We start from the raw sequence: 23,252 nt of genomic DNA on the forward strand, positions 1-23,252 counted from the left end.
GACCGGCCGGGACCTCCTCCCGCTCCGAGGCACTCCCCCGTCCCCTGGCGAAGAAGGCCGGCTGGAGCGACCTCGACGTCCGCGCCGTCGACACCGGACGCCTCCTCGCCGCCGACGCCGTGCAGGAGTGCGGCAGCGGCCACCCGGGCACCGCGATGAGCCTCTCCCCCGTGGCCTACCTGCTCTACCAGCAGGTCATGACGCACGACCCGTCCGACCCGACGTGGCTCGGACGCGACCGCTTCGTCCTCTCCGTCGGGCACTCCTCGCTCACCCAGTACGTCCAGCTCTTCCTCTCCGGTTACGGCCTCGAGCTCAGCGACCTGAAGTCCCTGCGCACGTGGGACTCGCTGACGCCCGGCCACCCCGAGGTGCACCACACCCCCGGTGTCGAGATCACGACCGGCCCCCTCGGCTCCGGCCTCGCCTCCGCGACCGGCATGGCGATGGCGCAGCGCCGCCAGCGCGGCCTGCTCGACCCGGACGCCGCGCCGGGGACCTCCCCCTTCGACCACACGATCTGGTGCCTCGCCTCCGACGGCGACATGCAGGAGGGCGTCTCCGCGGAGGCCGGCTCGCTCGCCGGCCACCAGGAGCTCGGCACCCTCAACGTCATCTACGACGCCAACCAGATCTCGATCGAGGACGACACCGACATCGCCTTCAGCGAGGACGTGGGCGCGCGCTACCGCGCCTACGGCTGGGAGGTCATCGACGTCGACTGGCGCCGCAGCGGTGACGGCAACGCGTACGTCGAGGACATCGACGCGCTGCTCGCCGCCTGCACGCAGGCGAAGGAGAACACCAAGGCCCCCACGCTGATCGTCCTGCACACGATCATCGCCTGGCCCGCCCCGACCAAGCAGGACACCGGGGCCTCGCACGGCTCGGCCCTCGGCGAGGACGAGGTCGCGGCGACCAAGGAGCTGCTCGGTTTCGACCCGAAGAAGTCCTTCGCCGTCGAGAAGGACGTGCTCGCCCACGCCCGTGAGGTCAAGAAGCGCGGCAAGGCCGCCCACAAGGACTGGGACAAGGGCTTCGCCACGTGGCGCAAGGCCAACCCGGAGCGCGCTGCCCTGCTCGAGCGCCTGCAGGCCGGGGAGCTGCCGGCCGGGCTGGACCAGGCGCTGCCGACCTTCGACGCCTCCGACAAGGGGATGGCGACCCGTGCCGCGTCCGGCAAGGTCCTCACCGCCCTCGCCGACGTCATGCCGGAGCTGTGGGGCGGCTCCGCCGACCTCGCGGGCTCCAACAACACGACGATGGACGGCGAGCCCTCCTTCGTGCCCAAGAGCAAGCAGACCGACACGTGGAAGGGCGACCAGTACGGCCGCACCCTCCACTTCGGCATCCGCGAGCACGGCATGGGCATGGCGATGAACGGCATCGCCCTCGAGGGCCTCACCCGGGTCTACGGCGGCACCTTCCTCGTCTTCTCCGACTACATGCGCCCCGCCGTCCGGCTCGCCGCGCTGCAGCAGCTGCCGGTCACGTACGTGTGGACCCACGACTCCATCGGCCTGGGCGAGGACGGCCCGACGCACCAGCCGATCGAGCACCTCGCCGCGCTGCGCGCGATCCCGGGTCTGGACGTCGTGCGCCCGGGCGACGCCAACGAGGTGAGCGTCTGCTGGGGTGAGGTCCTGAGGAACCGCACCACCGCGGCCCTCGCCCTCTCCCGCCAGGGCACCCCGATCGTCGACCGCGGCGAGTACGCGGCGGCGAAGGGAGCGGCCAAGGGCGCCTACGTCCTCGCCGAGTCGAGCACGGACACGCCCGACGTCGTCCTCGTCGCCACCGGCACCGAGGTCGCCGTCGCGCTGGCTGCACGCGCGACGCTCGAGAAGGCCGGGACCGGCACCCGCGTCGTCTCCATGCCGTGCCGCGAGTGGTTCGACCGCCAGTCCACCTCGTACAAGAACAAGGTCCTGCCGCCCGCCGTCCGGGCCCGCGTGTCCGTCGAGGCCGCGACCACCTTCGGCTGGCGCGAGGTCGTCGGCGACGCCGGTGAGTGCGTCGGCATCGACCACTTCGGTGCCTCCGCCGACGCGGCCACCCTGTACGAGAAGTTCGGCATCACGCCGGCGGCCGTCGTCAAGGCCGCCAAGGCATCCATCAAGAACGCGAAGGGATGATCGACATGGCAGAGCAGCTCCCCGCCGCACCCGCCCCCGTCGCCGCGCTGCGCGCGGCCGGTGTCTCCGTCTGGCTCGACGACCTCAGCCGGGAGCGGCTGCGCTCGGGCAACCTCCAGGAGCTCATCGACACCAAGGGCATCGTCGGTGTCACGACCAACCCCTCGATCTTCCAGGCCGCCCTCGCCGAGGGCGAGGCCTACACCGAGCAGCTCTCGGACCTCGCCGCGCAGGGCAAGGACGTCGACGAGGTCGTCTTCGCACTGACCACCGACGACGTGCGCGAGGCGTGCGACCTCTTCGCGCCGATCTTCGAGGCGACCGACGGCGTCGACGGTCGCGTCTCCATCGAGGTCGACCCGCGGCTGGCGCAGGACGCGGAGCAGACCGCGGTCGTCGCCCGTCAGCTGTCCGACGCCGTCGACCGCCCGCAGGTCTACATCAAGATCCCGGCGACCGAGGCCGGCCTGCCGGCGATCACGCAGACGCTCGCCGCGGGCATCAGCGTCAACGTCACCCTGATCTTCAGCCTCGAGCGCTACCGCGCGGTGATGAACGCCTTCGTCGAGGGGATCGAGCAGGCGCTCGCCGCCGGCAAGGACATCTCGAGGATCCACTCGGTCGCCTCCTTCTTCGTCTCCCGCGTCGACACCGAGGTCGACGCCCGGCTCGAGGCGATCGGTAGCGACGAGGCGCTCGCCCTGCGCGGCAAGGCCGGCGTCGCCAACGCCCGCCTCGCGTACCAGGCCTACGAGGAGGTCTTCTCGACGCCCCGCTGGCAGCGCCTGCAGGGCGAAGGGGGGCGCCCCCAGCGTCCGCTGTGGGCCTCCACGGGCGTCAAGAACCCCGACTACCCCGACACGCTCTACGTCACCGAGCTCGTCGCGGCCAACACGGTCAACACGATGCCGGAGAAGACGCTCGACGCGACGATCGACCACGGTGAGATCACCGGTGACCAGGTCACCGACCGGTACGCCGAGGCCGCCGAGGTGCTCGACGCGCTCGACCGCCTCGGGATCAGCTACACCGCGGTCACCGACCAGCTCGAGACCGAGGGCGTCGACAAGTTCGAGAAGGCGTGGGGCGAGCTGCTCGACGGTGTCCGCGCAGAGCTGGACAAGGTGGCCTCGAGGTGACCAGCCTCTCCGTGGCCGCGTCCGGCGCGGCGGCGGAGGCCGTCGCCGCGCACGTCCCGACCCTCGTCGATGACCGCGTCGCGAGCCGGATCTTCGCGCAGGACCCCACCCTGTGGGGCCCGACCGCCGAGGAGGAGGCCGCCAAGCGGCTGTCCTGGGTCGGGCTCGGTCGCACCTCGCGCCACCTGGTGGGCGAGATCGCGGCCCTGCGCGACGACCTGCGCGAGCAGGGTGTCGACCGCGTCGTCCTGTGCGGCATGGGCGGCAGCTCGCTCGCCCCGGAGGTCATCTGCGCCACCGCCGGCGTGCCGCTCGTCGTCCTCGACTCCAGCCACCCGGACGTCGTGCGGGCCGCCGTGAGCGACCTCGAGCGGACGGTCGTCGTCGTCTCGAGCAAGTCCGGCTCCACCGTCGAGACCGACAGCCAGCGCCGGGTCTTCGAGCAGGCCTTCGCCGACGCCGGCATCGATGCCGCCCGCCGGATCATCGTGGTCACCGACCCCGGGAGCCCGCTCGAGGAGGACGCGCGCGCCAAGGGCCAGCGCGTCGTCACCGCCGACCCCGCCGTCGGCGGGCGCTACTCGGCGCTCACCGCCTTCGGCCTCGTGCCCTCCGGCCTGGCCGGCGCCGACGTCGAGGCCCTCCTCGACGACGCCGAGTCGGTCGCCGACCTGCTCGCCGACGACGACGAGGCCAACCCCGCGCTCCGTCTCGGCGCCGCGATGGGCGGGACCTCCCCCCTTCGCGACAAGCTCTACCTCGTCGACCACGGCACTGCCGCCAAGGGACTCGGTGACTGGGCCGAGCAGCTCATCGCCGAGTCCACCGGCAAGGAGGGCAAGGGGCTGCTGCCCGTCGTCCTCGACGCGCCCGGCCGGTCCTCCGCGCCCGACGACGCGACGGTCGTGCGACTGGTGCCCGAGGACGGCGACGAGAGCGCTCCCGGCGCCGTCTCGAGCGTCGACGTCGGCGGCTCGCTGGGTGCACAGTTCCTCCTGTGGGAGACCGCCACGGCGGTCGCCGGGCGACTGCTCGGGATCAACCCCTTCGACCAGCCCGACGTCGAGAGTGCCAAGCAGGCCGCCCGCGACCTGATGGCCGGTGACGGTGCGACCGCGTCCACCCCGGACGCCGTCGATGGCAACGTGACGATCAGCCACCACGGCGGGGACTGGCTCGGGGACGCCGCGACGCTCGAGGACGCGGTCAGCGCGCTCCTCGCGCAGCTCGACCCCGAGCACGGCTACGTGGCCGTCATGGCCTATCTCGACCGCGACCGCAGGGCACCCTTCGCCGGGGTGACCGATGCCCTGGCCGAGCGGGTCCAGCGACCGGTGACCTTCGGGTGGGGACCACGGTTCCTGCACTCCACCGGCCAGTACCACAAGGGTGGACCCGCCACCGGTGTCTACATCCAGGTCACCGACGAGCCGCGCGCGGACCTGGCGGTACCTGGACGCGACTTCACCCTCGGCGAGTTCATCGCGGCGCAGGCGGGCGGCGATGCGCAGGTGCTCGGCGAGCACGGACGGCCGGTCCTCGTGCTGCACGTCGACGACCCGGCGTCGGACCGTCTGACCCGGATCGGTGCCGCCCTGATGGGCGGCCGGGCATGAGCCCCGCGCGCGTCACCGCCGACTCCAACCCCCTGCGGGACCCTCGGGACAAGCGGCTGCCGCGCATCGCCGGTCCGTGCAGCCTCGTCCTCTTCGGGGTCACCGGGGACCTCGCCCGCAAGAAGCTCATGCCGGCGATCTACGACCTCGCCAACCGGGGGCTGCTGCCGCCGGGCTTCTCGCTCGTGGGCTTCGCCCGACGTGACTGGGCCGACCAGGACTTCGGCAAGGTCGTCTACGACGCGGTGCGCGAGCACGCGCGCACCCCCTTCCGCGAGGAGGTCTGGCGCAGCCTGTCCGAGGGCTTCCGCTTCGTGCCGGGCACCTTCGACGACGACGCGGCCTTCGACCTGCTGGCCCAGACCGTGCGCGAGCTCGACGAGCAGCGCGGCACGGGTGGCAACCACGCGTTCTACCTGTCGATCCCTCCGGGTTTCTTCTCCACGGTCTGCGAGCAGCTCCAGCGGTCCGGGCTGGCGGCGCAGACCGAGGACTCGTGGCGTCGGGTCGTCATCGAGAAGCCCTTCGGGCACGACCTGGAGAGCGCGCAGGAGCTCAACAGGATCGTCGAGGCGGTCTTCCCGCCGGACTCGATCTTCCGGATCGACCACTACCTCGGCAAGGAGACGGTCCAGAACCTCCTGGCGCTGCGCTTCGCCAACCAGATGTTCGAGCCGGTGTGGAACAGCCACTACGTCGACCACGTGCAGATCACCATGGCCGAGGACATCGGCATCGGTGGCCGCGCCGGGTACTACGACGGGATCGGCGCCGCCCGCGACGTCATCCAGAACCACCTGCTGCAGCTCCTCGCGCTCACCGCCATGGAGGAGCCGACGAGCTTCAAGGCTGGGGCCCTGCGCACCGAGAAGGAGAAGATCCTCGAGGCCGTCCGCGTCCCCGAGGACCTCGCCGGCGGCACGGTCCGCGGCCAGTACGCCGCCGGGTGGCAGGGCGGGACGAAGGTCATCGGCTACCTCGAGGAGGACGGGGTCGCCGCCGGCTCCGCGACCGAGACCTACGCCGCCATGCGCCTCGACGTCGACACGCGGCGCTGGGCGGGCGTGCCCTTCTACCTGCGCACCGGCAAGCGGCTCGGGCGCCGGGTCACGGAGATCGCGGTCGTCTTCAAGCGCGCGCCGCACCTGCCCTTCACCGACACGGAGACCGAGGAGCTCGGGCAGAACGCCGTCGTGATCCGGGTGCAGCCCGACGAAGGGGTGACGATGCGCTTCGGCGCCAAGGTCCCGGGCAACCAGATGGAGGTGCGCGACGTGACGATGGACTTCGGCTACGGCCGGGCCTTCACCGAGTCCAGCCCCGAGGCCTACGAGCGGCTCATCCTCGACGTCCTGCTCGGCGACCCGCCGCTCTTCCCCCGGCACGAGGAGGTCGAGCTCTCGTGGCGGATCCTCGACCCGATCGAGCGCTTCTGGAGCTCGCAGGAGGGCGGCGTCGAGCAGTATGCGGCCGGCACCTGGGGCCCGGCCGCCGCCGACGAGATGATGCAGCGTGACGGACGCACCTGGAGGATGCCGTGATCGTCGACCTGCCCAACGCCAGCACGTCCCAGATCAGCCACCGGCTCGTCGAGATCCGTGAGGACGTCGGGGCGATGGCCCTCAGCCGCGTCCTCACCCTCGTCATCGTCGTCGGCGAGGACGAGGCCGAGGACGCTCTGGCGGTCGCCAACGCCGCGAGCCACCAGCACCCGGCCCGCATCGTCTGCGTCATCCTCGCCAACGCCCGCGGCAAGGCGCGCCTCGACGCGCAGATCCGCGTCGGCGGCGATGCCGGTGCCTCCGAGGTCGTCGTCCTGCGGCTGTACGGGGAGCTCATCGGCCATGCCCGCAGCGTCGTGACGCCCTTGCTCCTGCCCGACTCCCCCGTCGTCGCGTGGTGGCCCCACGACGCGCCCAAGGACCCCGGTGGCGACCCCGTGGGTGCGATGGCCCAGCGACGGATCACGGACTGCGCCGTCGCTGACAACCCCGGTGCGATGCTGCGGCGGCTGGGCAAGGCCTACCGCCCCGGCGACACCGACCTGGCGTGGAGCCGGATCACCCTCTGGCGCGGGCTGCTGGCCACGGCCCTGGACCGAGCACCCTTCGAGTCGGTCACCGCGGCCACCGTCGTCGGCGGCGCGGACTCCCCCTCGGCCGACCTGCTGGCGGCATGGCTGCGCCACAGCCTGCGGTGCCCGGTCAGCCTGGTCCGCTCCCGCGAGGGCTCGGGCATCGTCAGCGTGCGCCTCGAGCGCGCCTCCGGCCCGACCGACCTGGTGCGGCCGCAGCTCGGGGACACCGCGACGCTCGACCAGCCCGACCAGCCGCAGCGGGCGATCGCCCTGGCCCCGCGCTCCGATGCCGAGTGCCTCGCCGACGAGCTGAGCCGCCTCGACCCCGACGACGTCTACGCGGACGCGCTCATCTCGGGGCTGCCGAAGATCACCCGGCGGCGCACCACCATGACCGACGCGGTCCGGGCCGGCGAGGTCCCCTCGCCGAGCGAGGCCCGTCAGGAGGTCGAGCGACTCACCAAGGAGTCGAGCAAGATCATCCGCAACGCGATGGTCGAGGCCGCCCCCGAGGACGCCAGCAGCTCGACCGAGGCCGTGCGGACCGCTGTACGCGACCGGTTGCGCACCGAGGACGAGGCGTGACCGGGGCGGCCCCCTTCGTCCTCGTCCACCCGGGCGCGCAGGACCTCGCCGCGATGACCGCGAGCCGTCTGCTCGTGGCCCTGCAGGACGCCATCACGGCACGCGGGCGGGCGGACATCGCCCTCACCGGCGGGTCCATGGGGTCGGCGGTCGTCGCCGCGCTCGCCGAGCACCCGGCCCGCCACGCCGTCGACTGGGACGCGGTCCACGTCTGGTGGGGCGACGAGCGCTACCTGCCCGCCGGTGACGCCGAGCGCAACGACACCCAGAACGACGCCGCCGGGCTGACCGGCCTGGGGCTGCGGGCGGAGCACGTCCACCGCCTCGCCGGCCCCGAGGCCTCCGGCTCGCCGGAGGAAGCGGCCGCGGCCTACGAGCGGACGCTGCGCGAGGACGGCAGCGGCAGCTGGGACATCGTCCTGCTCGGCGTCGGTCCGGACGGGCACGTGGCCTCCCTCTTCCCCGGCCACCCGGCCCAGCTGCTCTCCGACACGCTCGTCGTCGCGGTCCACGACTCCCCCAAGCCGCCGCCGACGCGGGTGTCGATCACGCTCGAGTGCCTCGGCAACTCACGTGAGGTGTGGTTCGTCGTCGCCGGTGCGGACAAGGCCGAGGCGGTGGCGAAGGGGGTCGGCGGCGCCCCGGCGCAGGAGAGCACCGCCGCCCGGCTGCGCGGCCTGGAGCGGACCCTGTGGTTGGTGGACGAGGCCGCAGTCAGCGGATGAGGCCGCGGTCGCGCAGCTCGCCGAGGCGCTCCTCGAGGATCGCCTCGCCCTCGCTGTCGGAGCGGCGCTCCTTCACGTAGGCCAGGTGGGTCTTGTAGACCTCGGCCGTGGGCGGGGCGGGCGGGTTGTCCTTGTCCCGGCCGGCAGGCAGCCCGCAGCGCGTGCACTCCCACTGCTCCGGGATCTCGACGCTCTCGTCGAGGGAGAAGGACGGGGTCACCTCGTGCCCCCTGGAGCACCAGTACGTGACGAACGCGCGCGGTGCCGCGTCACCCCGCTCGGCCTCTCCCATGGGTCCGGCGCCGATGCGGCTGCCACGGATAGCGTTTCCACCTGCCATGTCGAAGCTCCTAGGGGTGTGCGGGACGCGGTCAGGCGTCGAAGCGGTCGATGAGTCCGATCCCGACGACGGCCGTGAACCAGATGAGCCCGACGATGACCGTGAACCTCGAGAGGTTGCGCTCGGCGACCGATGAGCTGCCCAGGGAGGCGGACATGCCGCCACCGAACATGTCGGACATGCCGCCGCCCTTCCCCTTGTGCATGAGGATGAGCAGGGTGAGGATCAGGCCGGTGATCACGAGGATCACCTGCAGTCCGATGCGGACGGCGTTCACGCGATCAGGTCCTTGTCGGTCGGGTCAGTCGGTGGGGAGCCGCCGCGGCGGCAGCGCCCGCGTCAGGATACCCCGGTTGCCCGGTCCACCCGCGCTCCGGGCGCCGCCGACACGCTCAGGCGGTGAGGTGCTGCTGGTAGCGGCAGATGGCCGCGAACTCCTCGGGCTGGAGGGAGGCGCCGCCGACGAGCGCCCCGTCGACGTCGCCGCCGGCCATGATCGAGGCGATGTTGCCGGACTTGACCGAGCCGCCGTAGAGGACGCGGACGCCGTCGGCGACCTCCGGCGAGTAGAGCTCGCCGAGCTTGCCGCGGATGGCCTCGCAGACCTCCTGGGCGTCCTCGGGCGTCGCGACCTCGCCGGTGCCGATGGCCCAGACCGGCTCGTAGGCGACGACGACGCTCGCGGCCTGCTCCGGCGTGATCCCGGCGAGGCTGCCCTCGACCTGGGCGAGGACGTGGGCGACGTGCTCGCCGGCCTGCCGCACCTCGAGCCCCTCGCCGACGCAGACGATCGGGACGAGACCGTGGCGGAAGGCCGCGGCGGCCTTGCTCGCGACGACGGTGTCGTCCTCGTCGTGCCCGTCGCGCCGCTCGCTGTGGCCCACGACGACGTAGCTGCACCCGAGCCTGGCGAGGAAGGCACCGGAGATGTCGCCGGTGAAGGCGCCGGAGTCGTGCGGGCTGAGGTCCTGGGCGCCGTAGCGCAGGGCGAGACGGTCGCCCTCGACGAGCGTCTGGACCGAGCGCAGGTCCGTGAAGGGGGGCAGGACGACGACCTCGACCTGCGAGACGTCGTGCTTGGCGTCGCGCAGGGTCCAGTCGAGCTTCTGCACGAGGTGGGTGCCCTGCAGGTGGTCGAGGTTCATCTTCCAGTTGCCCGCCATGAGCGGGGTGCGCGCGCCGGCCATGTCAGGCCCCCTGCCCGTCGAAGACCGCGAGACCGGGCAGCTCCTTGCCCTCGAGGTACTCGAGGCTGGCACCGCCACCGGTGCTGATGTGACCGAAGTCGCTGTCGGCGAAGCCGAGCTGGCGCACGGCGGCCGCGGAATCGCCGCCACCGACGACGGTGAGAGCGCCCCCCTTCGTCGCCTCGACGAGCGCGGCCGCGACCGCGCGGGTGCCGGCCGCGTACGGGGCCATCTCGAAGGCGCCCATCGGGCCGTTCCAGAAGACCGTCCGGCAGTCGGCCAACCGGTCCGCGAAGACCTCGGCGGAGTCGGGGCCGATGTCCAGACCCATCCGGTCGGCCGGGATCGCGTCGGCGGCGACGACCTCGTGGTCGGCGTCCGCGGAGAACGCGGTGGCCGCGACCACGTCGGTGGGCAGGACGATCTCGACCCCGTCGCGCTCGGCGCGCTCGAGGTACTCCCTGACCGTGCCGAGCTGGTCCTCCTCGAGCAGGCTCGTGCCGACCTCGTGGCCCTGCGCCTTGAGGAAGGTGAAGACCATGCCGCCCCCGATGAGGAGGCGGTCGGCGGTGCCCAGGAGGTTGTCGATGACGCCGAGCTTGTCGCTCACCTTGGCACCACCCAGCACGACGGCATAGGGCCGCTCGGGCTCGCTCGTGAGCCGTCGCAGGACGTCGACCTCGGTCTGGACGAGGCCCCCCATGGCCGCCGGCAGACGGGTCGCGATGTCGTACACCGAGGCCTGCGCGCGGTGCACCACGCCGAAGCCGTCGGAGACGTACGCGTCGGCCAGCTCGGCGAGGCGGTCGGCGAAGGCGCCCCGCTCGGCCGCGTCCTTGCTCGTCTCGCCCGGGTTGAAGCGCAGGTTCTCCAGGAGGGCGACCTGCCCGTCCTCCAGGCCGGCGACGACCGACCGCGCCGACTCCCCCACCGTGTCCGTGGCGAAGGCGACGTCCGCACCGAGCAGCTCGCCCAGGCGGGTGGCCACGGGGGCCAACGAGTACTGCGCGTCCGGGGCACCCTTGGGCCGGCCCAGGTGGGCGGTGACGACGACCCGGGCGCCGGCCTCGACGAGCCGGGTGATCGTGGGGAGCGAGGCCCGGATCCGGCCGTCGTCGGTGATCGACGTCCCGTCGATCGGGACGTTGAGGTCGGAGCGGACGAGGACGCGCTTGCCGCGCAGGTCCCCGAGGTCGGCGAGGGTCTTCACAGGTGCCTTTCGGTGGGGGTCCGTCAGTGCGGTCAGAGGGAGGCGCCGACGTGGACCACGAGGTCGACGAGGCGGTTGGAGTAGCCCCACTCGTTGTCGTACCAGCCGACGACCTTGACCTGGTTGCCGATGACCTTGGTCAGGCCGGAGTCGAAGATACAGCTCGCCGGGTCCGTCTCGATGTCCTTGGAGACGATCGGGTCCTCCGTGTAGACGAGCTTGCCGACGAGCGGGCCCTCGGTGGCCGCCGCGCGCATGATCGCGTTGACCTCCTCGACAGTGGTCTCGCGGCCCGCCTCGAAGGTCAGGTCGGTGGCGGAGCCGGTCGGGACGGGGACGCGAAGGGCGTACCCGTCGAGCCTGCCCTTCAGCTCGGGCAGCACGAGCGCGACCGCCTTGGCCGCGCCGGTGGACGTCGGCACGATGTTGAGCCCCGCGGCACGGGCCCGACGCAGGTCCTTGTGCGGGCCGTCCTGGAGGTTCTGGTCGGCCGTGTAGGCGTGGATCGTCGTCATCAGGCCCTTGGTGATACCGAGCGAGTCGTGCAGCACCTTGGCCATGGGCGCGAGGCAGTTGGTCGTGCAGGAGGCGTTGGAGATGATCGTGTGCTTCGCCCCGTCGTACAGGTCGTCGTTGACGCCCATGACGACGGTGATGTCCTCGTTCTTCGCGGGAGCCGAGATGATCACCTTCTTCGCGCCGGCGTCGACGTGGGCCCGGGCCGCGGTCGCGTCGGTGAAGAATCCCGTGGACTCGATGACGACGTCGACCCCGAGGTCGCCCCAGGGCAGCTTGGCCGGGTCGCGCTCGGCGAGCGAGGTGATCAGGCGACCGTCGACCTCGATACCGCCCTCGACGACCTGCACGTCACCGTCGAAGCGTCCGAGGATGGAGTCGTAGCGCAGCAGGTGGGCCTGGGTGGCGTCGTCCCCCAGGTCGTTGAACGCGACGACCTCGACGTCGGCCCCCGAGGCCCTGACGGCGCGGAAGAAGTTGCGGCCGATGCGGCCGAAGCCGTTGATGCCAACTCGAACAGTCACAGTGGGTGCCTCCAGAGAGAGATTCCACGAGCGCCGCGGACGCGGCTCCTGGTCCCTCACACCCTATGGCCTGCGTCACCCCCGGCGTCGAGCCGGGTCACCCGTCGAGCATGTCCGAGGTGAGCGTCGCCTCGGTGCCGGGGATGCCCTCGTCGTCTGCCCGCTTGTCGGCCATCGCGAGGAGACGCCGGATGCGTCCGGCCACGGCGTCCTTGGTCATCGGGGGCTCGGCCCGCTGGCCCAGCTCCTCGAGCGAGGCCTCCTTGTGCTCGAGGCGCAGCTGGCCGGCCTCGCGCAGGTGGTCCGGGATGTCGTCCCCGAGGATCTCCAGGGCACGCTGCACCCTGGCCCCGGCGGCGACCGCGGCGCGGGCCGAACGACGCAGGTTGGCGTCGTCGAAGTTGGCCAGTCGGTTGGCGGTGGCCCGCACCTCGCGGCGCATGCGGCGCTCCTCCCACGCCATCATCGCGTCGTGGGCACCCAGACGGGTCAGCATGGCCGAGATGGCGTCGCCGTCGCGGATGACGACGCGGTCGACCCCGCGGACCTCGCGGGCCTTGGACTGGATGCCGAGGCGTCGGGCGGCACCGACGAGGGCCAGGGCCGCCTCCGGCCCCGGGCAGGTGATCTCCATCGAGGAGCTGCGGCCCGGCTCGGTGAGGGAGCCGTGGGCGAGGAAGGCACCGCGCCACGCCGACTCGGCGTCGCAGACCGACCCGCCGACGACCCGGGGCGGCAGACCGCGGACGGGACGGCCGTCGGCGTCCACGAGCCCGGTCTGGCGCGCGAGGGCCGGGCCGTCCGCCCCGACCTTGACGACGTAGCGGCTGCCCTTGCGCAGCCCGCCGGCGGCGATCACGGTCAGCTCGGAGGGGTAGCCGTAGAGCTCGGCGATGTTCTTGCGCAGACGTCGCGCCGTCTGGGCGGTGTCGACCTCGGCCTCGACGACGATCTGGCGGCTGACGATGTGCAGCCCCCCGGCGAATCGGAGCAGGCTGGCCACCTCTGCCTTGCGGCAGCAGGTCTTGGTCACCTCGAAACGGCTCAGCTCGTCCTTGACCTTGTCGGTCATCGCCATGTGTGGGTTCCTTCCCGGTTGTCGGCCGTGCGGGTCGCGCGCGCGCTCACGAGAGGATGTCACGATAGGCGGCCGCGAGACGCAGCGCATCGTGCTGCCCCGGACGATCCTGCTGGGCGAGCGGCATGGCGACCAGCTCCGCGCCCAACATGCCGCAGGCCCACTCGAGGCGACTGCGGTCCTCGATCGTCCAGGGGTCGGCGAGCACGACGTCGAAGCGCAGGTCCGGCGCCATCGCGTGGAGCGTTCGGATGTGCTGCGTCGCGGAGAACCCCCGCGTCTCGGCGGTGTGCATCTCGAGGTTGAGCGTCAGGATCTTGGTCGCGGTCGTGCGGGTCAGCGCGTCCCGCAGGTCCGGCACGAGCAGGTGGGTCAGCACCGAGGTGTACCAGGAACCCGGCCCGAGGACGATGTGGTCGGCCGCGTCGACGGCCTCCACCGACTCGGGGCGGGCCGGTGGGTTGTCCGGCACGAGGGAGATCGACTCGACGAGACCGCGGGTGCGCGCGATCTCGACCTGTCCGCGCACCTCCTTCGTGGCCGTCGGCGCCGCCGGGTCCAGACCGCTGACGCGGGCGACGAGATCGAGCGGCACGGCGGCCATCGGCAGCACGCGTCCGCGCGAGGACAGCAGCCGCCCCACGAGGTCGAGCCCGGTCACCGGGTCCTCGTGCAGCTGCCAAAGCGCCACGATGAGCAGGTTGCCCAGGGCGTGCCCGGCGAGATCCCCCTCACCGGTGAACCGGTGCTGGAGCACGTCGCTCCACGTCTGGCCCCACTCGCTGTCGTCGCACAGCGCGGTGAGCGCCATCCGCAGGTCGCCCGGCGGCAGCACGTCGAAGTCCGTACGCAGGCGACCCGACGAGCCGCCGTTGTCGGCAACCGTGACGATGGCCGTCACCTGCTCGCACACGAGGCGAAGGGCGGACAGGCTGGCGGCGAGCCCGTGGCCACCGCCGAGGGCGACCACCTTGGCCGAGCGGAGGGCGTCGACCACGTCACTCCTGCCCGAGGTCACGGTGGACGACGAAGGTGGCGACGTCGTTCGACGAGAGCCGCGAGGCCAGCGCCTCGGCGAGGGCCACCGACCGGTGCTTGCCCCCCGTGCAGCCCACGGCGAGGGTGACGTAGCGCCGGTTCTCGCGCAGGTACCCCGCGATGACCGGACGCAGCATGGTGTCGACGCCGTCGATGAACTCGCGCGCACCGGGCTGGCTGAGCACGAACTCGGCGACCTGGGCCTCCCGCCCGGTGTGCTGGCGCAGCTCGGGCACCCAGTGCGGGTTGGGCAGGAAGCGCATGTCGAGGACGAAGTCGGCGTCGAGCGGGACCCCGTACTTGAACCCGAAGGACAGCACCGCCATGCGCAACCGCTCCGAGGAGTCCTCGACGAAGAGCGGGCTGATCTTGCGGCTCAGCTGGTGGACGTTCAGGCCCGAGGTGTCGATGACCGTCTCGGCACTCGCCCGCACGCCCGCGAGGACCTCCCGCTCGCGGATGATCGCGTCGAGCAGCCGGCCCTTGCCCTGCAGCGGGTGCGGTCGGCGCACGCTCTCGAAGCGCCGCACGAGCGACTCGTTGGTCGCCTCGAGGAAGACGAGGTGGGTGGTCCACCCCCGCTCCCGCAGCATCGTGAGGGCCTGGGTCAGGGTGTCGAAACCCTGGGCGCGCACGTCGAGGACGATGCCGATGCGCACCGGGGGCTCGCTCGCGGCGATGTCCTCGCCCCGGCTCACCCCGAGACGCAGCAGCTCCGGGAGCAGGCTGACCGGCAGGTTGTCGATGACGTACCAGCCGTGGTCCTCCATGACGTTGCCGACCGTCGAGCGGCCGGCTCCGCTCATCCCGGTGACGACGACGACCTCCGGGACCCAGTCGCTCTCGGCCGCCGCGGCGGTGTCGGTCTCGTTCACTGGGTTCCTCCTGCGTCGTCGAGCACCTCACCGGTGGTGAGGTTCACGGCCGGCGTGGTCGTCGTCCCGGCCAACTCTGCCGCAATCCGCTCCGCGAGGGCAGGTCCGATCCCGGATGTGGTCGCCAGCTCCTCCGCCGACGCCGCCCGGATCCGCTTGACGGAGCCGAATCTGGCGAGCAGGGCGGCCCGGCGGGCCTCGCCGAGACCGGGGATGCCGTCGAGCGCGCTGCGTGTCATCGACTTGCTGCGCCGCTCACGGTGGAAGGTGTTGGCGAAGCGGTGCGCCTCGTCGCGCAGGCGTTGCAGGAGGTAGAGGGCCTCGCTCGTGCGGGCGAGGATCACGGGATGCTCGTCCCCGGGGACCCAGACCTCCTCGAGCCGCTTGGCCAGGCCGACGACGGCGACGTCGTCGACGCCGAGCTCGTCGAGCACCTGCTGGGCGGCCGCGACCTGCGGGGCCCCGCCGTCGACGACGACGAGGTTGGGCGGGTAGGCGAAGCGGCGCACCTCACCGGTCTCGGGATCGGTCGCGTCGCGCTCGCGGTCCTTGAGGTGGCGGGCGAAGCGGCGCGAGAGGACCTCGTGCATGGCCGCGGTGTCATCGGTGCGTCCGTCGACGTCACCCCGGACGATGAAGCGCCGGTACTCCCCCTTGCGCACCAACCCGTCCTCGAAGACGACCATCGAGCCCACGACGTCGCTGCCCTGCACGTGGCTGATGTCGTACCCCTCGATGCGCAGGGGCGCGTCGTCGAGGCCGAGCGCCTCCTGCAGCTCCTGCAGGGCCTGGCTGCGCGCCGTGAGGTCACCGGCCCGGGCCACCTTGTGCCGGGCGAGGGACTGCTCGGCGTTGCGGGCCACGGTCTCCATGAGTGCGCGCTTGTCGCCGCGCTGCGGGACACGCAGGTCCACGGAGCTGCCACGACGCTCGGTCAGCCAGGCCGCCACCTGCGCGGCGTCCGGGGGCACGACGGGGACGAGCACCTCACGGGGCACGGCCTCTCCCCCTTCGCCGCCGTAGACCTGCTGGAGGAGGTGCTCGACGACCTCCGGGAGGTCCTCGGCCGCCTTCTCCGCGACCCAGCCCCGCTGGCCCCGGATGCGGCCGCCACGGACGTGGAAGACCTGGATGGCGACCTCGAGCTCGTCGTCGGCCAGGGCGAAGACGTCGGCGTCGGTGCCGTCCGGCAGGACGACCGCGGACTTCTCGAGGGCCTTGGTGAGCGCCGCGACGTCGTCACGAAGGCGGGCGGCCTGCTCGAAGTCGAGCTCGGCGGCCGCCTCCTTCATCCGCCGCTCGAGCCGCCGCACGAACCGGGCGGTGTCCCCGGCGAGGAAGTCGCACAGCTCCAGCGCGAGCGCGCGGTGCTCCTCAGGGGTGACGCGGCCGACGCACGGCGCCGAGCACTTGTCGATGTACCCGAGGAGGCAGGGGCGGCCGGACTGCTCGGCCCGCTTGAAGACGCCCTTGCTGCACGTGCGCACGGGGAAGACCCGCAGAAGCAGGTCGAGCGTCTCGCGGATCGCCCAGGCGTGGGTGTACGGGCCGAAGTAGCGCGTGCCCTTGCGCTTGGCGCCGCGCAGCACCTGCGCGCGGGGGAACTCCTCGCCGAGGGTCACCGCGAGGTAGGGGTAGGACTTGTCGTCGCGGTACTTGACGTTGAAGCGGGGGTCGAACTCCTTGATCCACGCGTACTCGAGCTGGAGCGCCTCGACCTCGGTCGCGACGACGGTCCACTCGACCCGGGCGCCGGTGCGCACCATCCGCGAGGTGCGCGGGTGCAGCGCGGAGATGTCCTGGAAGTACGAGGAGAGCCGCGAGCGCAGGGACTTGGCCTTGCCGACGTAGATGACCCGCCCGTGCTCGTCGAGGAAGCGGTACACGCCCGGATCGGTCGGGATGGACCCCGGGGCGGGTCGGTAGGTCGCCGGATCTGCCACCCCCCGAGCCTATGAGACGGTCACGTCAGCGCCCTCGACGGTCGCCGTCCTCGCCGTGAGGCCGGTCGTCGCGGGGCCCTGCGTCACCGCCCCGGTCGCCGGGTCGAAGCGGCTGCCGTGGCACGGGCACTCGATGGCCTCGGCGGTCACGGCGGCCACCGCGCAACCCTGGTGCGGGCACCTGGCGTCGAAGGCCCTGAACTCGCCGGCGCTCGGCTGGGTGACGACGACGTCGTCACGCACGACGCCTCCCCCTTCGGGCACGTCGGCGACCGGGATGCTCACGCGACCCGTGCCCCCTCCGCCGGTCTCGCCGGCCGCGGAGCCGTCACCCCCGCAGGCGGCGAGCAGACCGGCACCACCGGTCGCGGCGAGGGACATGGCGGCGCGTCGCGTCGTGCTCATCTCAGAGCCCTTCCGAAGGGGGATCGGTCCGGCCCCCGATCCTGCCACCGGGGTCCGTGGGTCACCACGGTGATGACCACTTGGTAACGAGCGAGTCACGGTCTTGCGATGTGGGACACATCACGGCCTCCGCAGGCCTACATTCCCTGCACAGCCCGCAGCACCAGAGTTGCGCGCCGAGGCCGCACGGCCGCACATCCCAGCACCAGGAGGACACGTGATCAGGCGTTCCGTCATCTCAACGGGAGCGACGATGCTCGTCGCGACCATGGCCCTGTCGGCTTGCGGCACCCGCGGCGACAGCGGCGGCTCCGACGGCTCCGGCGACTCGGGCGGTGACAAGAAGGTCGTGAAGATCGGTGTCGTCGCGCCGTTGTCCGGCGACCTCTCCGCCCTGGGCCTCGGCATCCAGCACTCGGTCGAGCTCGCGGCCGACCAGGCGAACCAGTCCGGCGACCTCGGCGACTGGCAGATCGAGGTCGTCCCCGAGGACGACGAGGGCAAGCCCGAGGTCGGCAAGAACGCTGCCTCCAAGCTGGCCTCGGACAACGAGGTCATCGGCGTCGTCGGCACGCTGAACTCGTCCGTCGCCGGCCCGGTGCAGCCGATCCTCGACAAGGCGAAGATCACGATGGTCTCGCCCGCCAACACCAACCCGACGCTCACCCGCGGGGCCAAGCCGGAGGACTCCCCGGAGCGGGTCTACGCCAGCTACTTCCGCGTCTGCACCACCGACAGCATCCAGGGGCCCTTCGCCGCCCGGTACCTCTACGAGAAGGCCGGCATCAAGGAGATCGCGACCGTCCACGACAAGAAGACCTACGGCCAGGGTCTCGTCGAGGCCTTCACCAAGGAGTACGAGAAGCTCGGCGGCAAGGTCGTCGCCTCCGAGACGATCAACCCCGACGAGGACAAGTACGACGCCGTCGTCTCCTCCCTCAAGGCCAAGAAGCCCAAGGCCGTCTACTACGGCGGGGAGTACCCCCAGGGCGCACCCCTGAGCCAGCAGCTCAAGGCCGGCGGTCTCGACATCCCGCTCATGGGCGGTGACGGCATCTTCTCGCCGGAGTTCATCAAGCTCGCCGGCAAGGGCTCCGACGGCGACCTCGCCACCTCGGTCGGCGCCCCGACCGAGAGCCTGGACGCCGGCAAGAAGTTCCTGGAGGACTACGAGGCCGCCGGCTACAGCGACCCGGCCGAGGCCTACGGCGCCTACGCCTACGACGCGGGCCAGTCGATCATCGAGGCGATGAAGGTCTCGCTCAAGGACGCCTCCAGCGTGGAGGAGGCCCGCCAGGCCACCATCGACGCGATGAAGGACGTCTCCTTCGACGGGGTGACCGGCAAGGTCGCCTTCGACGAGTACGGCGACAACACCACGCGGGTCCTCACCGTCTACGAGGTCAAGGGCGGCAAGTGGACGGACGTGAACACCGAGGAGTTCAAGTGATCGACCTGATCTGACCGTCCCCGGTCAGGTCATCCGGTGGGGTGGGGAAGCGGCTTCGCATCCTCACCCCACCGCTGAGATCCCCCTTCGTCACATCCCCTCGACGCACGTGGTGGACGCACGACCTGCGTCCACGCCCCAGGAGGACACGTGGAACAAGTCGCCCAGCAGATCGTCAACGGTCTGACCATCGGGTCCCTGTACGCCCTGATCGCCGTCGGCTACACCGTCGTCTACGGCATCATCCAGCTCATCAACTTCGCGCACGGCGAGATCTTCATGATCGGCGCCTTCGGCGCGCTCTCGACCTCGCTGGTCCTCTTCCCCGGGCAGACGGCCCTGTGGACCCTGCCGCTCATCCTCCTCGGCGCCGTCGCGGCCTCGGTCCTCGTGGCGGTGCTCATGGAGCGCGTGGCCTACCGGCCGCTGCGCAACGCGCCCCGTCTGGCACCGCTCATCACGGCCATCGGCATCTCGGTCTTCCTGCAGGAGCTCGTCCGCGTCGGGTACAACGACCCGACGCTCTTCATCTCCTCGGTCAACCCCTTCGACTTCCCCTCTGCGAAGCAGAAGGTCGTCTTCCCCCAGGTCGACGGCATCTCCGGTGAGGCCTTCACCCTCGGCAACGTCACGCTGCAGCGGCCGGCGCTGTTCACGATCGCCTGCCTCGTCATCAGCGCCGTCGGGCTCTGGTACTACATCAACCGCACGCGCACGGGCCGCGCGATGCAGGCCGTCTCGCAGGACCCCGACACCGCGCGCCTCATGGGCATCAACGTCGACCGGATGATCGTCACGGCCTTCGCCGTCGGCGCCGCGCTCGCCGCCGTCGCCGGAGTCGCGTACGGCCTGCAGACGACCAACATCAACTTCAAGATGGGCTTCATCTACGGCCTTAAGGCCTTCACCGCCGCCGTGCTCGGGGGCATCGGCAACATCCAGGGCGCGGTCGTCGGTGGCCTCGTCCTGGGTGTCCTCGAGTCGATGGCCATCCAGTACCTGCCCGGCGGATCGCCGTGGAAGGACATCTGGGCCTTCTCGATCCTCATCCTCGTCCTCGTCTTCCGACCCCAAGGCATCATGGGTGCAAAGGTGGTGGACCGCGCATGAAGTCGCCGTCCCAGAACCCCCGTCTCGCAGCGCCGCTCGCGGTCGCCGGCTCCGTCCTGCTCATCGTCTCCGGTTTCCTGTCGTGGAGCTTCGAGCCCCTCTTCGGTGACATCTCCGTCCGCTTCTGGCCGGTCACCCTGCAGGTCTACGCGATCGTCATCGGTCTCGTCTCGCTCGTGCTGGCGCTCGTCGTGCTGGGTCCCCTGCGTCGGTGGGCCGAGCACATCGACGCCGGCCGCGGGCTGCGCACCATCGGCGTCACCGGCGCGATCTTCTCCGTGGTCTCGCTGGGAGCCATCTCCTTCGAGTCCGGTGGCCTGATCAACGCCAACGAAGGGGTGTGGGTCGCCGTCGTCGGCGGGCTGCTCGTCGCAGTCGCCGGCTTCATGACGCCCGAGCGCAAGGTCCTCGACCCGGCCGCGCTCGCGCTGCCCGCCTGGGTGGAGATCCTGACCATCGCGGCCCTGCTCGGCATCGCGCTCTACACGGCGCAGTACGCCCTGAAGCAGCAGGAACCGTGGGTGCTCGTCCTGCTCGTCGGCATGCTCATCGGCGTGACGCTCACCTTCACGCGCTCCAACATGGCGGCGTGGATCGGTGGCGTGACCCTGCGCCACCGGCGCGTCTTCACGCTCGCGACCTTCGCGGTGGCGCTCGCCTTCCCCTTCACCCAGGGCGGCTCCGAGGGCAACCTGACGATCGCCGGCAATGTGCTGATCTTCGCGGCGACCGCGCTCGGCCTCAACATCGTCGTCGGCCTCGCCGGCCTCCTCGACCTCGGCTACATCGCCTTCCTCGGCGCCGGTGCCTACGTCGGGGCCACGATGTCGTACTCCGCCTTCGCGACGATCGGGTGGAAGCCCCCCTTCCTCGTCGTGATGCTCATCGGCGGTCTCGTCTCGAGCATCCTGGGTCTGATCATCGGCTCGCCGACCCTGCGCGTCTCCGGCGACTACCTCGCCATCGTCACGCTCGCCTTCGGTGAGATCTTCCGTCTGGCGATGTTCAACCTCGACGGCACCTCCGGCCCGCTCATCACGCGGGGGTCCAACGGCATCAACGCCATCCCGGACCTGGACTTCTTCGGGTTCAACTTCGGCGACACGCACACCATCCTCGGTATCGAGATCCCGCGTGCGGGCAACTACTACTTCGTGCTCATCGCGCTCATCGTCTTCGTGATCGTCGTCTTCACCCACCTGAACAACTCCCGCATCGGGCGCGGGTGGGTCGCGATCCGTGAGGACGAGCGCGCTGCCGAGGCCATGGGCGTCAACGTCTTCGGGCTCAAGCTGCTCGCCTTCGCCGGGGGCGCCTCGCTGGCCGGCATGGCCGGCACGGTCAAGGCCCACATGGACCAGGCGGTCTCCCCGGACAGCTACATCTTCCTCGAGTCCGCCTTCCTGCTCGCTGCCGTCGTCCTCGGCGGCATGGGCACGGTCGGCGGTGTGCTCATCGGCGCCGCGATCCTGAAGTTCCTCCCGGAGAAGCTGCGCTTCCTCGAGGACTACCGCCTCCTGATGTTCGGGCTCGTGCTCGTCGTCATGATGCGCGTGCGTCCCGAGGGCCTCGTCGCCAGCAAGCGTCGCCAGCTGGAGTTCCACGAGGACGACGAGGACCTGGCCGAGACAGTGGTCATCGACGAGCTGGAGGCAGCCAAGTGAGCACCGCAACCACCACTCCCCCGACCGCGGAGTCGCAGGCAGCGCCGGGGGTCATCCTCGACGCCCGCAACGTCACGATGCGCTTCGGTGGTCTCGTCGCCGTCGACGACGTCTCGATGGACGTTCGCGAGGGTGAGATCGTCGGGCTCATCGGCCCCAACGGCGCCGGGAAGACGACCTTCTTCAACTGCCTCACCGGCATGTACAAGCCGACCGAGGGCGAGGTGGCGCTCTTCGGCACGCAGATCCCTCCGAAGCCGCGCGCCGTCGTCCGCGCAGGCATGGCACGCACCTTCCAGAACATCCGGCTCTTCGGCAACATGACCGCGCTGGAGAACGTCATGGTGGGTCGCTTCTGCCGGACCTCCTCGGGAGCCTTCACCTCGATCATCCGGGGCCCGAAGTTCCGTCGCGAGGAGCGCGAGACGACCGACCGTGCCCAGGAGCTGCTCGACTACGTCGGCCTCGGGCGCAGCGCGCACCTGCTCGCGCGCAACATGCCCTACGGCGACCAGCGTCGCCTCGAGATCGCGCGTGCCCTGGCAACCGATCCCAAGGTCCTGCTGCTCGACGAGCCGACGGCCGGCATGAACCCCAAGGAGACCGAGCAGGCCATGGAGCTGATCTTCAAGATCCGCGACTCGGGCCTGGCCGTCGTCGTCATCGAGCACGACATGCGGTTCATCTTCAACCTCTGCGACCGGGTGCTCTGCCTCGTGCGGGGCCAGGTGCTCGTCGAGGGCACGCCCGGGGAGGTCCAGTCCGATCCCCGCGTCATCGAGGCCTACATCGGCGTCGCGGACGACGAGGACGATGAGGTGGCCGCACTCGACGTCGACACGACCTTCAGCGCGACCACGGACGAGGAGGAGGGCCGATGAGCGCGATGCTCGAGGTCGATGACCTGGAGGTCTCCTACGGCAAGATCGTCGCCGTGAAGGGGATCTCCTTCACCGTCGACGAGGGGGAGGTCGTCACCCTCATCGGTACCAACGGTGCGGGCAAGACGACCACCCTCCGCACCATCTCCGGCCTGCTGCGGCCGAGCAGCGGCGAGGTGCGCTTCAAGGGCCAGCGCATCGACCAGCTGCCCGCGCACCAGATCGTCACGCTGGGGCTGGCCCACTCGCCCGAGGGGCGGCGGATCTTCCCGAAGATGACCGTCGAGGAGAACCTGCGCCTGGGCGCCTTCGCCCGCCGCGACAGGGGCGTCGACAAGGACATCCAGGCCGCCTTCGAGCTCTTCCCGATCCTCGGGGAGCGCCGCTCGCAACCCGCCGGCACCTTCTCCGGCGGGGAGCAGCAGATGCTCGCCATGGGGCGCGCGATGCTCTCCCGGCCGAAGCTGCTCATGCTCGACGAGCCCTCGATGGGGCTCTCGCCGATCATGATGAAGCGGATCATGTCGACCGTGAAGACGCTCCAGGCGCAGGGCACGACGATCCTCCTCGTCGAGCAGAACGCGCGGGCGGCGCTCAAGCTGGCCAACCAGGGCTATGTCCTCGAGGTCGGCAAGATCGTCACCCAGGGCACCGGTGCGGAGCTGCTGACGAGCGACGAGGTCCGCAAGGCCTACCTCGGCGAGGACTGACCCCGGCACGTCCGGACGGCGAGGGATGGGGCGGCCCCCACCCC

21 protein-coding genes are annotated in these 23,252 nt (G+C 71.2%); 11 read left to right on the forward strand and 10 right to left on the reverse strand.

What is annotated here, in order from left to right:
• The first annotated feature begins 44 nt into the window (after positions 1–44).
• Genes tkt through pgl form a run of 6 tightly spaced genes read left to right on the forward strand, consistent with a single transcriptional unit; the run spans position 45 to position 8,277 of the window.
• Positions 45–2,135 carry a transketolase gene (gene tkt, locus V3C34_RS11355; RefSeq protein WP_346008563.1) on the forward strand — a complete coding sequence of 697 codons (2,091 nt, stop codon included), beginning with the start codon at positions 45–47 and terminating at the stop codon, positions 2,133–2,135.
• Positions 2,132–3,274, forward strand: coding sequence for a transaldolase (gene tal / locus V3C34_RS11360; RefSeq protein WP_338538064.1), 1,143 nt, complete (start codon positions 2,132–2,134; stop codon positions 3,272–3,274). Before tkt ends, tal begins: the two co-directional genes overlap by 4 nt.
• The gene (locus V3C34_RS11365) at positions 3,271–4,890 is read left to right on the forward strand and encodes a glucose-6-phosphate isomerase (protein WP_338538063.1); all 1,620 of its coding nucleotides are present in this window, start codon (positions 3,271–3,273) and stop codon (positions 4,888–4,890) included. Before tal ends, V3C34_RS11365 begins: the two co-directional genes overlap by 4 nt.
• Entirely contained in the window at positions 4,887–6,431 is a 1,545-nt protein-coding gene (gene zwf, locus V3C34_RS11370) for a glucose-6-phosphate dehydrogenase (RefSeq protein ID WP_068323816.1), read from the forward strand. The genes V3C34_RS11365 and zwf overlap by 4 nt, the downstream gene beginning before the upstream one ends.
• On the forward strand, positions 6,428–7,552 hold the full coding sequence (locus V3C34_RS11375) for a glucose-6-phosphate dehydrogenase assembly protein OpcA (protein ID WP_068323813.1): 1,125 nt from the start codon (positions 6,428–6,430) through the stop codon (positions 7,550–7,552). Before zwf ends, V3C34_RS11375 begins: the two co-directional genes overlap by 4 nt.
• Positions 7,549–8,277 carry a 6-phosphogluconolactonase gene (pgl, locus tag V3C34_RS11380; RefSeq protein WP_068323812.1) on the forward strand — a complete coding sequence of 243 codons (729 nt, stop codon included), beginning with the start codon at positions 7,549–7,551 and terminating at the stop codon, positions 8,275–8,277. The genes V3C34_RS11375 and pgl overlap by 4 nt, the downstream gene beginning before the upstream one ends.
• Here the strand turns inward: pgl and V3C34_RS11385 are convergent.
• The 10 genes from V3C34_RS11385 to V3C34_RS11430 all read right to left on the reverse strand — a co-directional run bounded on the left by V3C34_RS11385 (position 8,267) and on the right by V3C34_RS11430 (position 17,393).
• A complete protein-coding gene (locus V3C34_RS11385) occupies positions 8,267–8,617 on the reverse strand; it encodes an RNA polymerase-binding protein RbpA (RefSeq protein ID WP_082807470.1) in 351 nt (116 codons plus the stop codon). The genes pgl and V3C34_RS11385 overlap by 11 nt on opposite strands.
• Before the next feature lie 31 nt (positions 8,618–8,648).
• Positions 8,649–8,894, reverse strand: coding sequence for a preprotein translocase subunit SecG (secG, locus tag V3C34_RS11390; protein ID WP_068323809.1), 246 nt, complete (start codon positions 8,892–8,894; stop codon positions 8,649–8,651).
• Between the two features lie 115 nt (positions 8,895–9,009).
• Positions 9,010–9,804, reverse strand: a complete 795-nt coding sequence (gene tpiA / locus V3C34_RS11395) for a triose-phosphate isomerase (RefSeq protein ID WP_068323806.1) — start codon at positions 9,802–9,804, stop codon at positions 9,010–9,012.
• Position 9,805: 1 nt separating this feature from the next.
• Positions 9,806–11,014, reverse strand: coding sequence for a phosphoglycerate kinase (locus tag V3C34_RS11400; RefSeq protein ID WP_068323803.1), 1,209 nt, complete (start codon positions 11,012–11,014; stop codon positions 9,806–9,808).
• A gap of 32 nt (positions 11,015–11,046) precedes the next feature.
• On the reverse strand, positions 11,047–12,054 hold the full coding sequence (gap, locus tag V3C34_RS11405) for a type I glyceraldehyde-3-phosphate dehydrogenase (RefSeq protein WP_068323795.1): 1,008 nt from the start codon (positions 12,052–12,054) through the stop codon (positions 11,047–11,049).
• Positions 12,055–12,151: 97 nt separating this feature from the next.
• A complete protein-coding gene (gene whiA, locus V3C34_RS11410) occupies positions 12,152–13,132 on the reverse strand; it encodes a DNA-binding protein WhiA (RefSeq protein WP_068323792.1) in 981 nt (326 codons plus the stop codon).
• A 46-nt stretch (positions 13,133–13,178) separates the two neighbouring features.
• Positions 13,179–14,129, reverse strand: a complete 951-nt coding sequence (locus V3C34_RS11415; protein ID WP_068323789.1) for a gluconeogenesis factor YvcK family protein — start codon at positions 14,127–14,129, stop codon at positions 13,179–13,181.
• A 1-nt stretch (position 14,130) separates the two neighbouring features.
• Positions 14,131–15,045 (reverse strand): RNase adapter RapZ, encoded by a 915-nt coding sequence (gene rapZ / locus V3C34_RS11420; protein ID WP_068323786.1) that lies wholly within the window; start codon positions 15,043–15,045, stop codon positions 14,131–14,133.
• On the reverse strand, positions 15,042–16,988 hold the full coding sequence (gene uvrC, locus V3C34_RS11425; protein ID WP_068323783.1) for an excinuclease ABC subunit UvrC: 1,947 nt from the start codon (positions 16,986–16,988) through the stop codon (positions 15,042–15,044). Before uvrC ends, rapZ begins: the two co-directional genes overlap by 4 nt.
• A 9-nt stretch (positions 16,989–16,997) precedes the next feature.
• Positions 16,998–17,393, reverse strand: a complete 396-nt coding sequence (locus V3C34_RS11430) for a Rieske (2Fe-2S) protein (RefSeq protein WP_338538056.1) — start codon at positions 17,391–17,393, stop codon at positions 16,998–17,000.
• 253 nt (positions 17,394–17,646) lie between these two features.
• Between V3C34_RS11430 and V3C34_RS11435 the strand changes: the two genes are divergently transcribed.
• The 5 genes from V3C34_RS11435 to V3C34_RS11455 all read left to right on the forward strand — a co-directional run bounded on the left by V3C34_RS11435 (position 17,647) and on the right by V3C34_RS11455 (position 23,208).
• Entirely contained in the window at positions 17,647–18,843 is a 1,197-nt protein-coding gene (locus V3C34_RS11435; RefSeq protein ID WP_245634668.1) for a branched-chain amino acid ABC transporter substrate-binding protein, read from the forward strand.
• 150 nt (positions 18,844–18,993) lie between these two features.
• Positions 18,994–19,953, forward strand: coding sequence for a branched-chain amino acid ABC transporter permease (locus tag V3C34_RS11440; RefSeq protein ID WP_068421295.1), 960 nt, complete (start codon positions 18,994–18,996; stop codon positions 19,951–19,953).
• The gene (locus V3C34_RS11445; protein ID WP_068421293.1) at positions 19,950–21,617 is read left to right on the forward strand and encodes a branched-chain amino acid ABC transporter permease; all 1,668 of its coding nucleotides are present in this window, start codon (positions 19,950–19,952) and stop codon (positions 21,615–21,617) included. Before V3C34_RS11440 ends, V3C34_RS11445 begins: the two co-directional genes overlap by 4 nt.
• Positions 21,614–22,498, forward strand: coding sequence for an ABC transporter ATP-binding protein (locus V3C34_RS11450; RefSeq protein WP_068421290.1), 885 nt, complete (start codon positions 21,614–21,616; stop codon positions 22,496–22,498). The genes V3C34_RS11445 and V3C34_RS11450 overlap by 4 nt, the downstream gene beginning before the upstream one ends.
• A gap of 5 nt (positions 22,499–22,503) precedes the next feature.
• The gene (locus tag V3C34_RS11455; protein ID WP_245634671.1) at positions 22,504–23,208 is read left to right on the forward strand and encodes an ABC transporter ATP-binding protein; all 705 of its coding nucleotides are present in this window, start codon (positions 22,504–22,506) and stop codon (positions 23,206–23,208) included.
• Positions 23,209–23,252: the final 44 nt, after the last annotated feature.

Source organism: Janibacter terrae, from assembly GCF_039636765.1.
In the GTDB taxonomy this organism is placed as follows: Bacteria; Actinomycetota; Actinomycetes; order Actinomycetales; family Dermatophilaceae; genus Janibacter; species Janibacter terrae.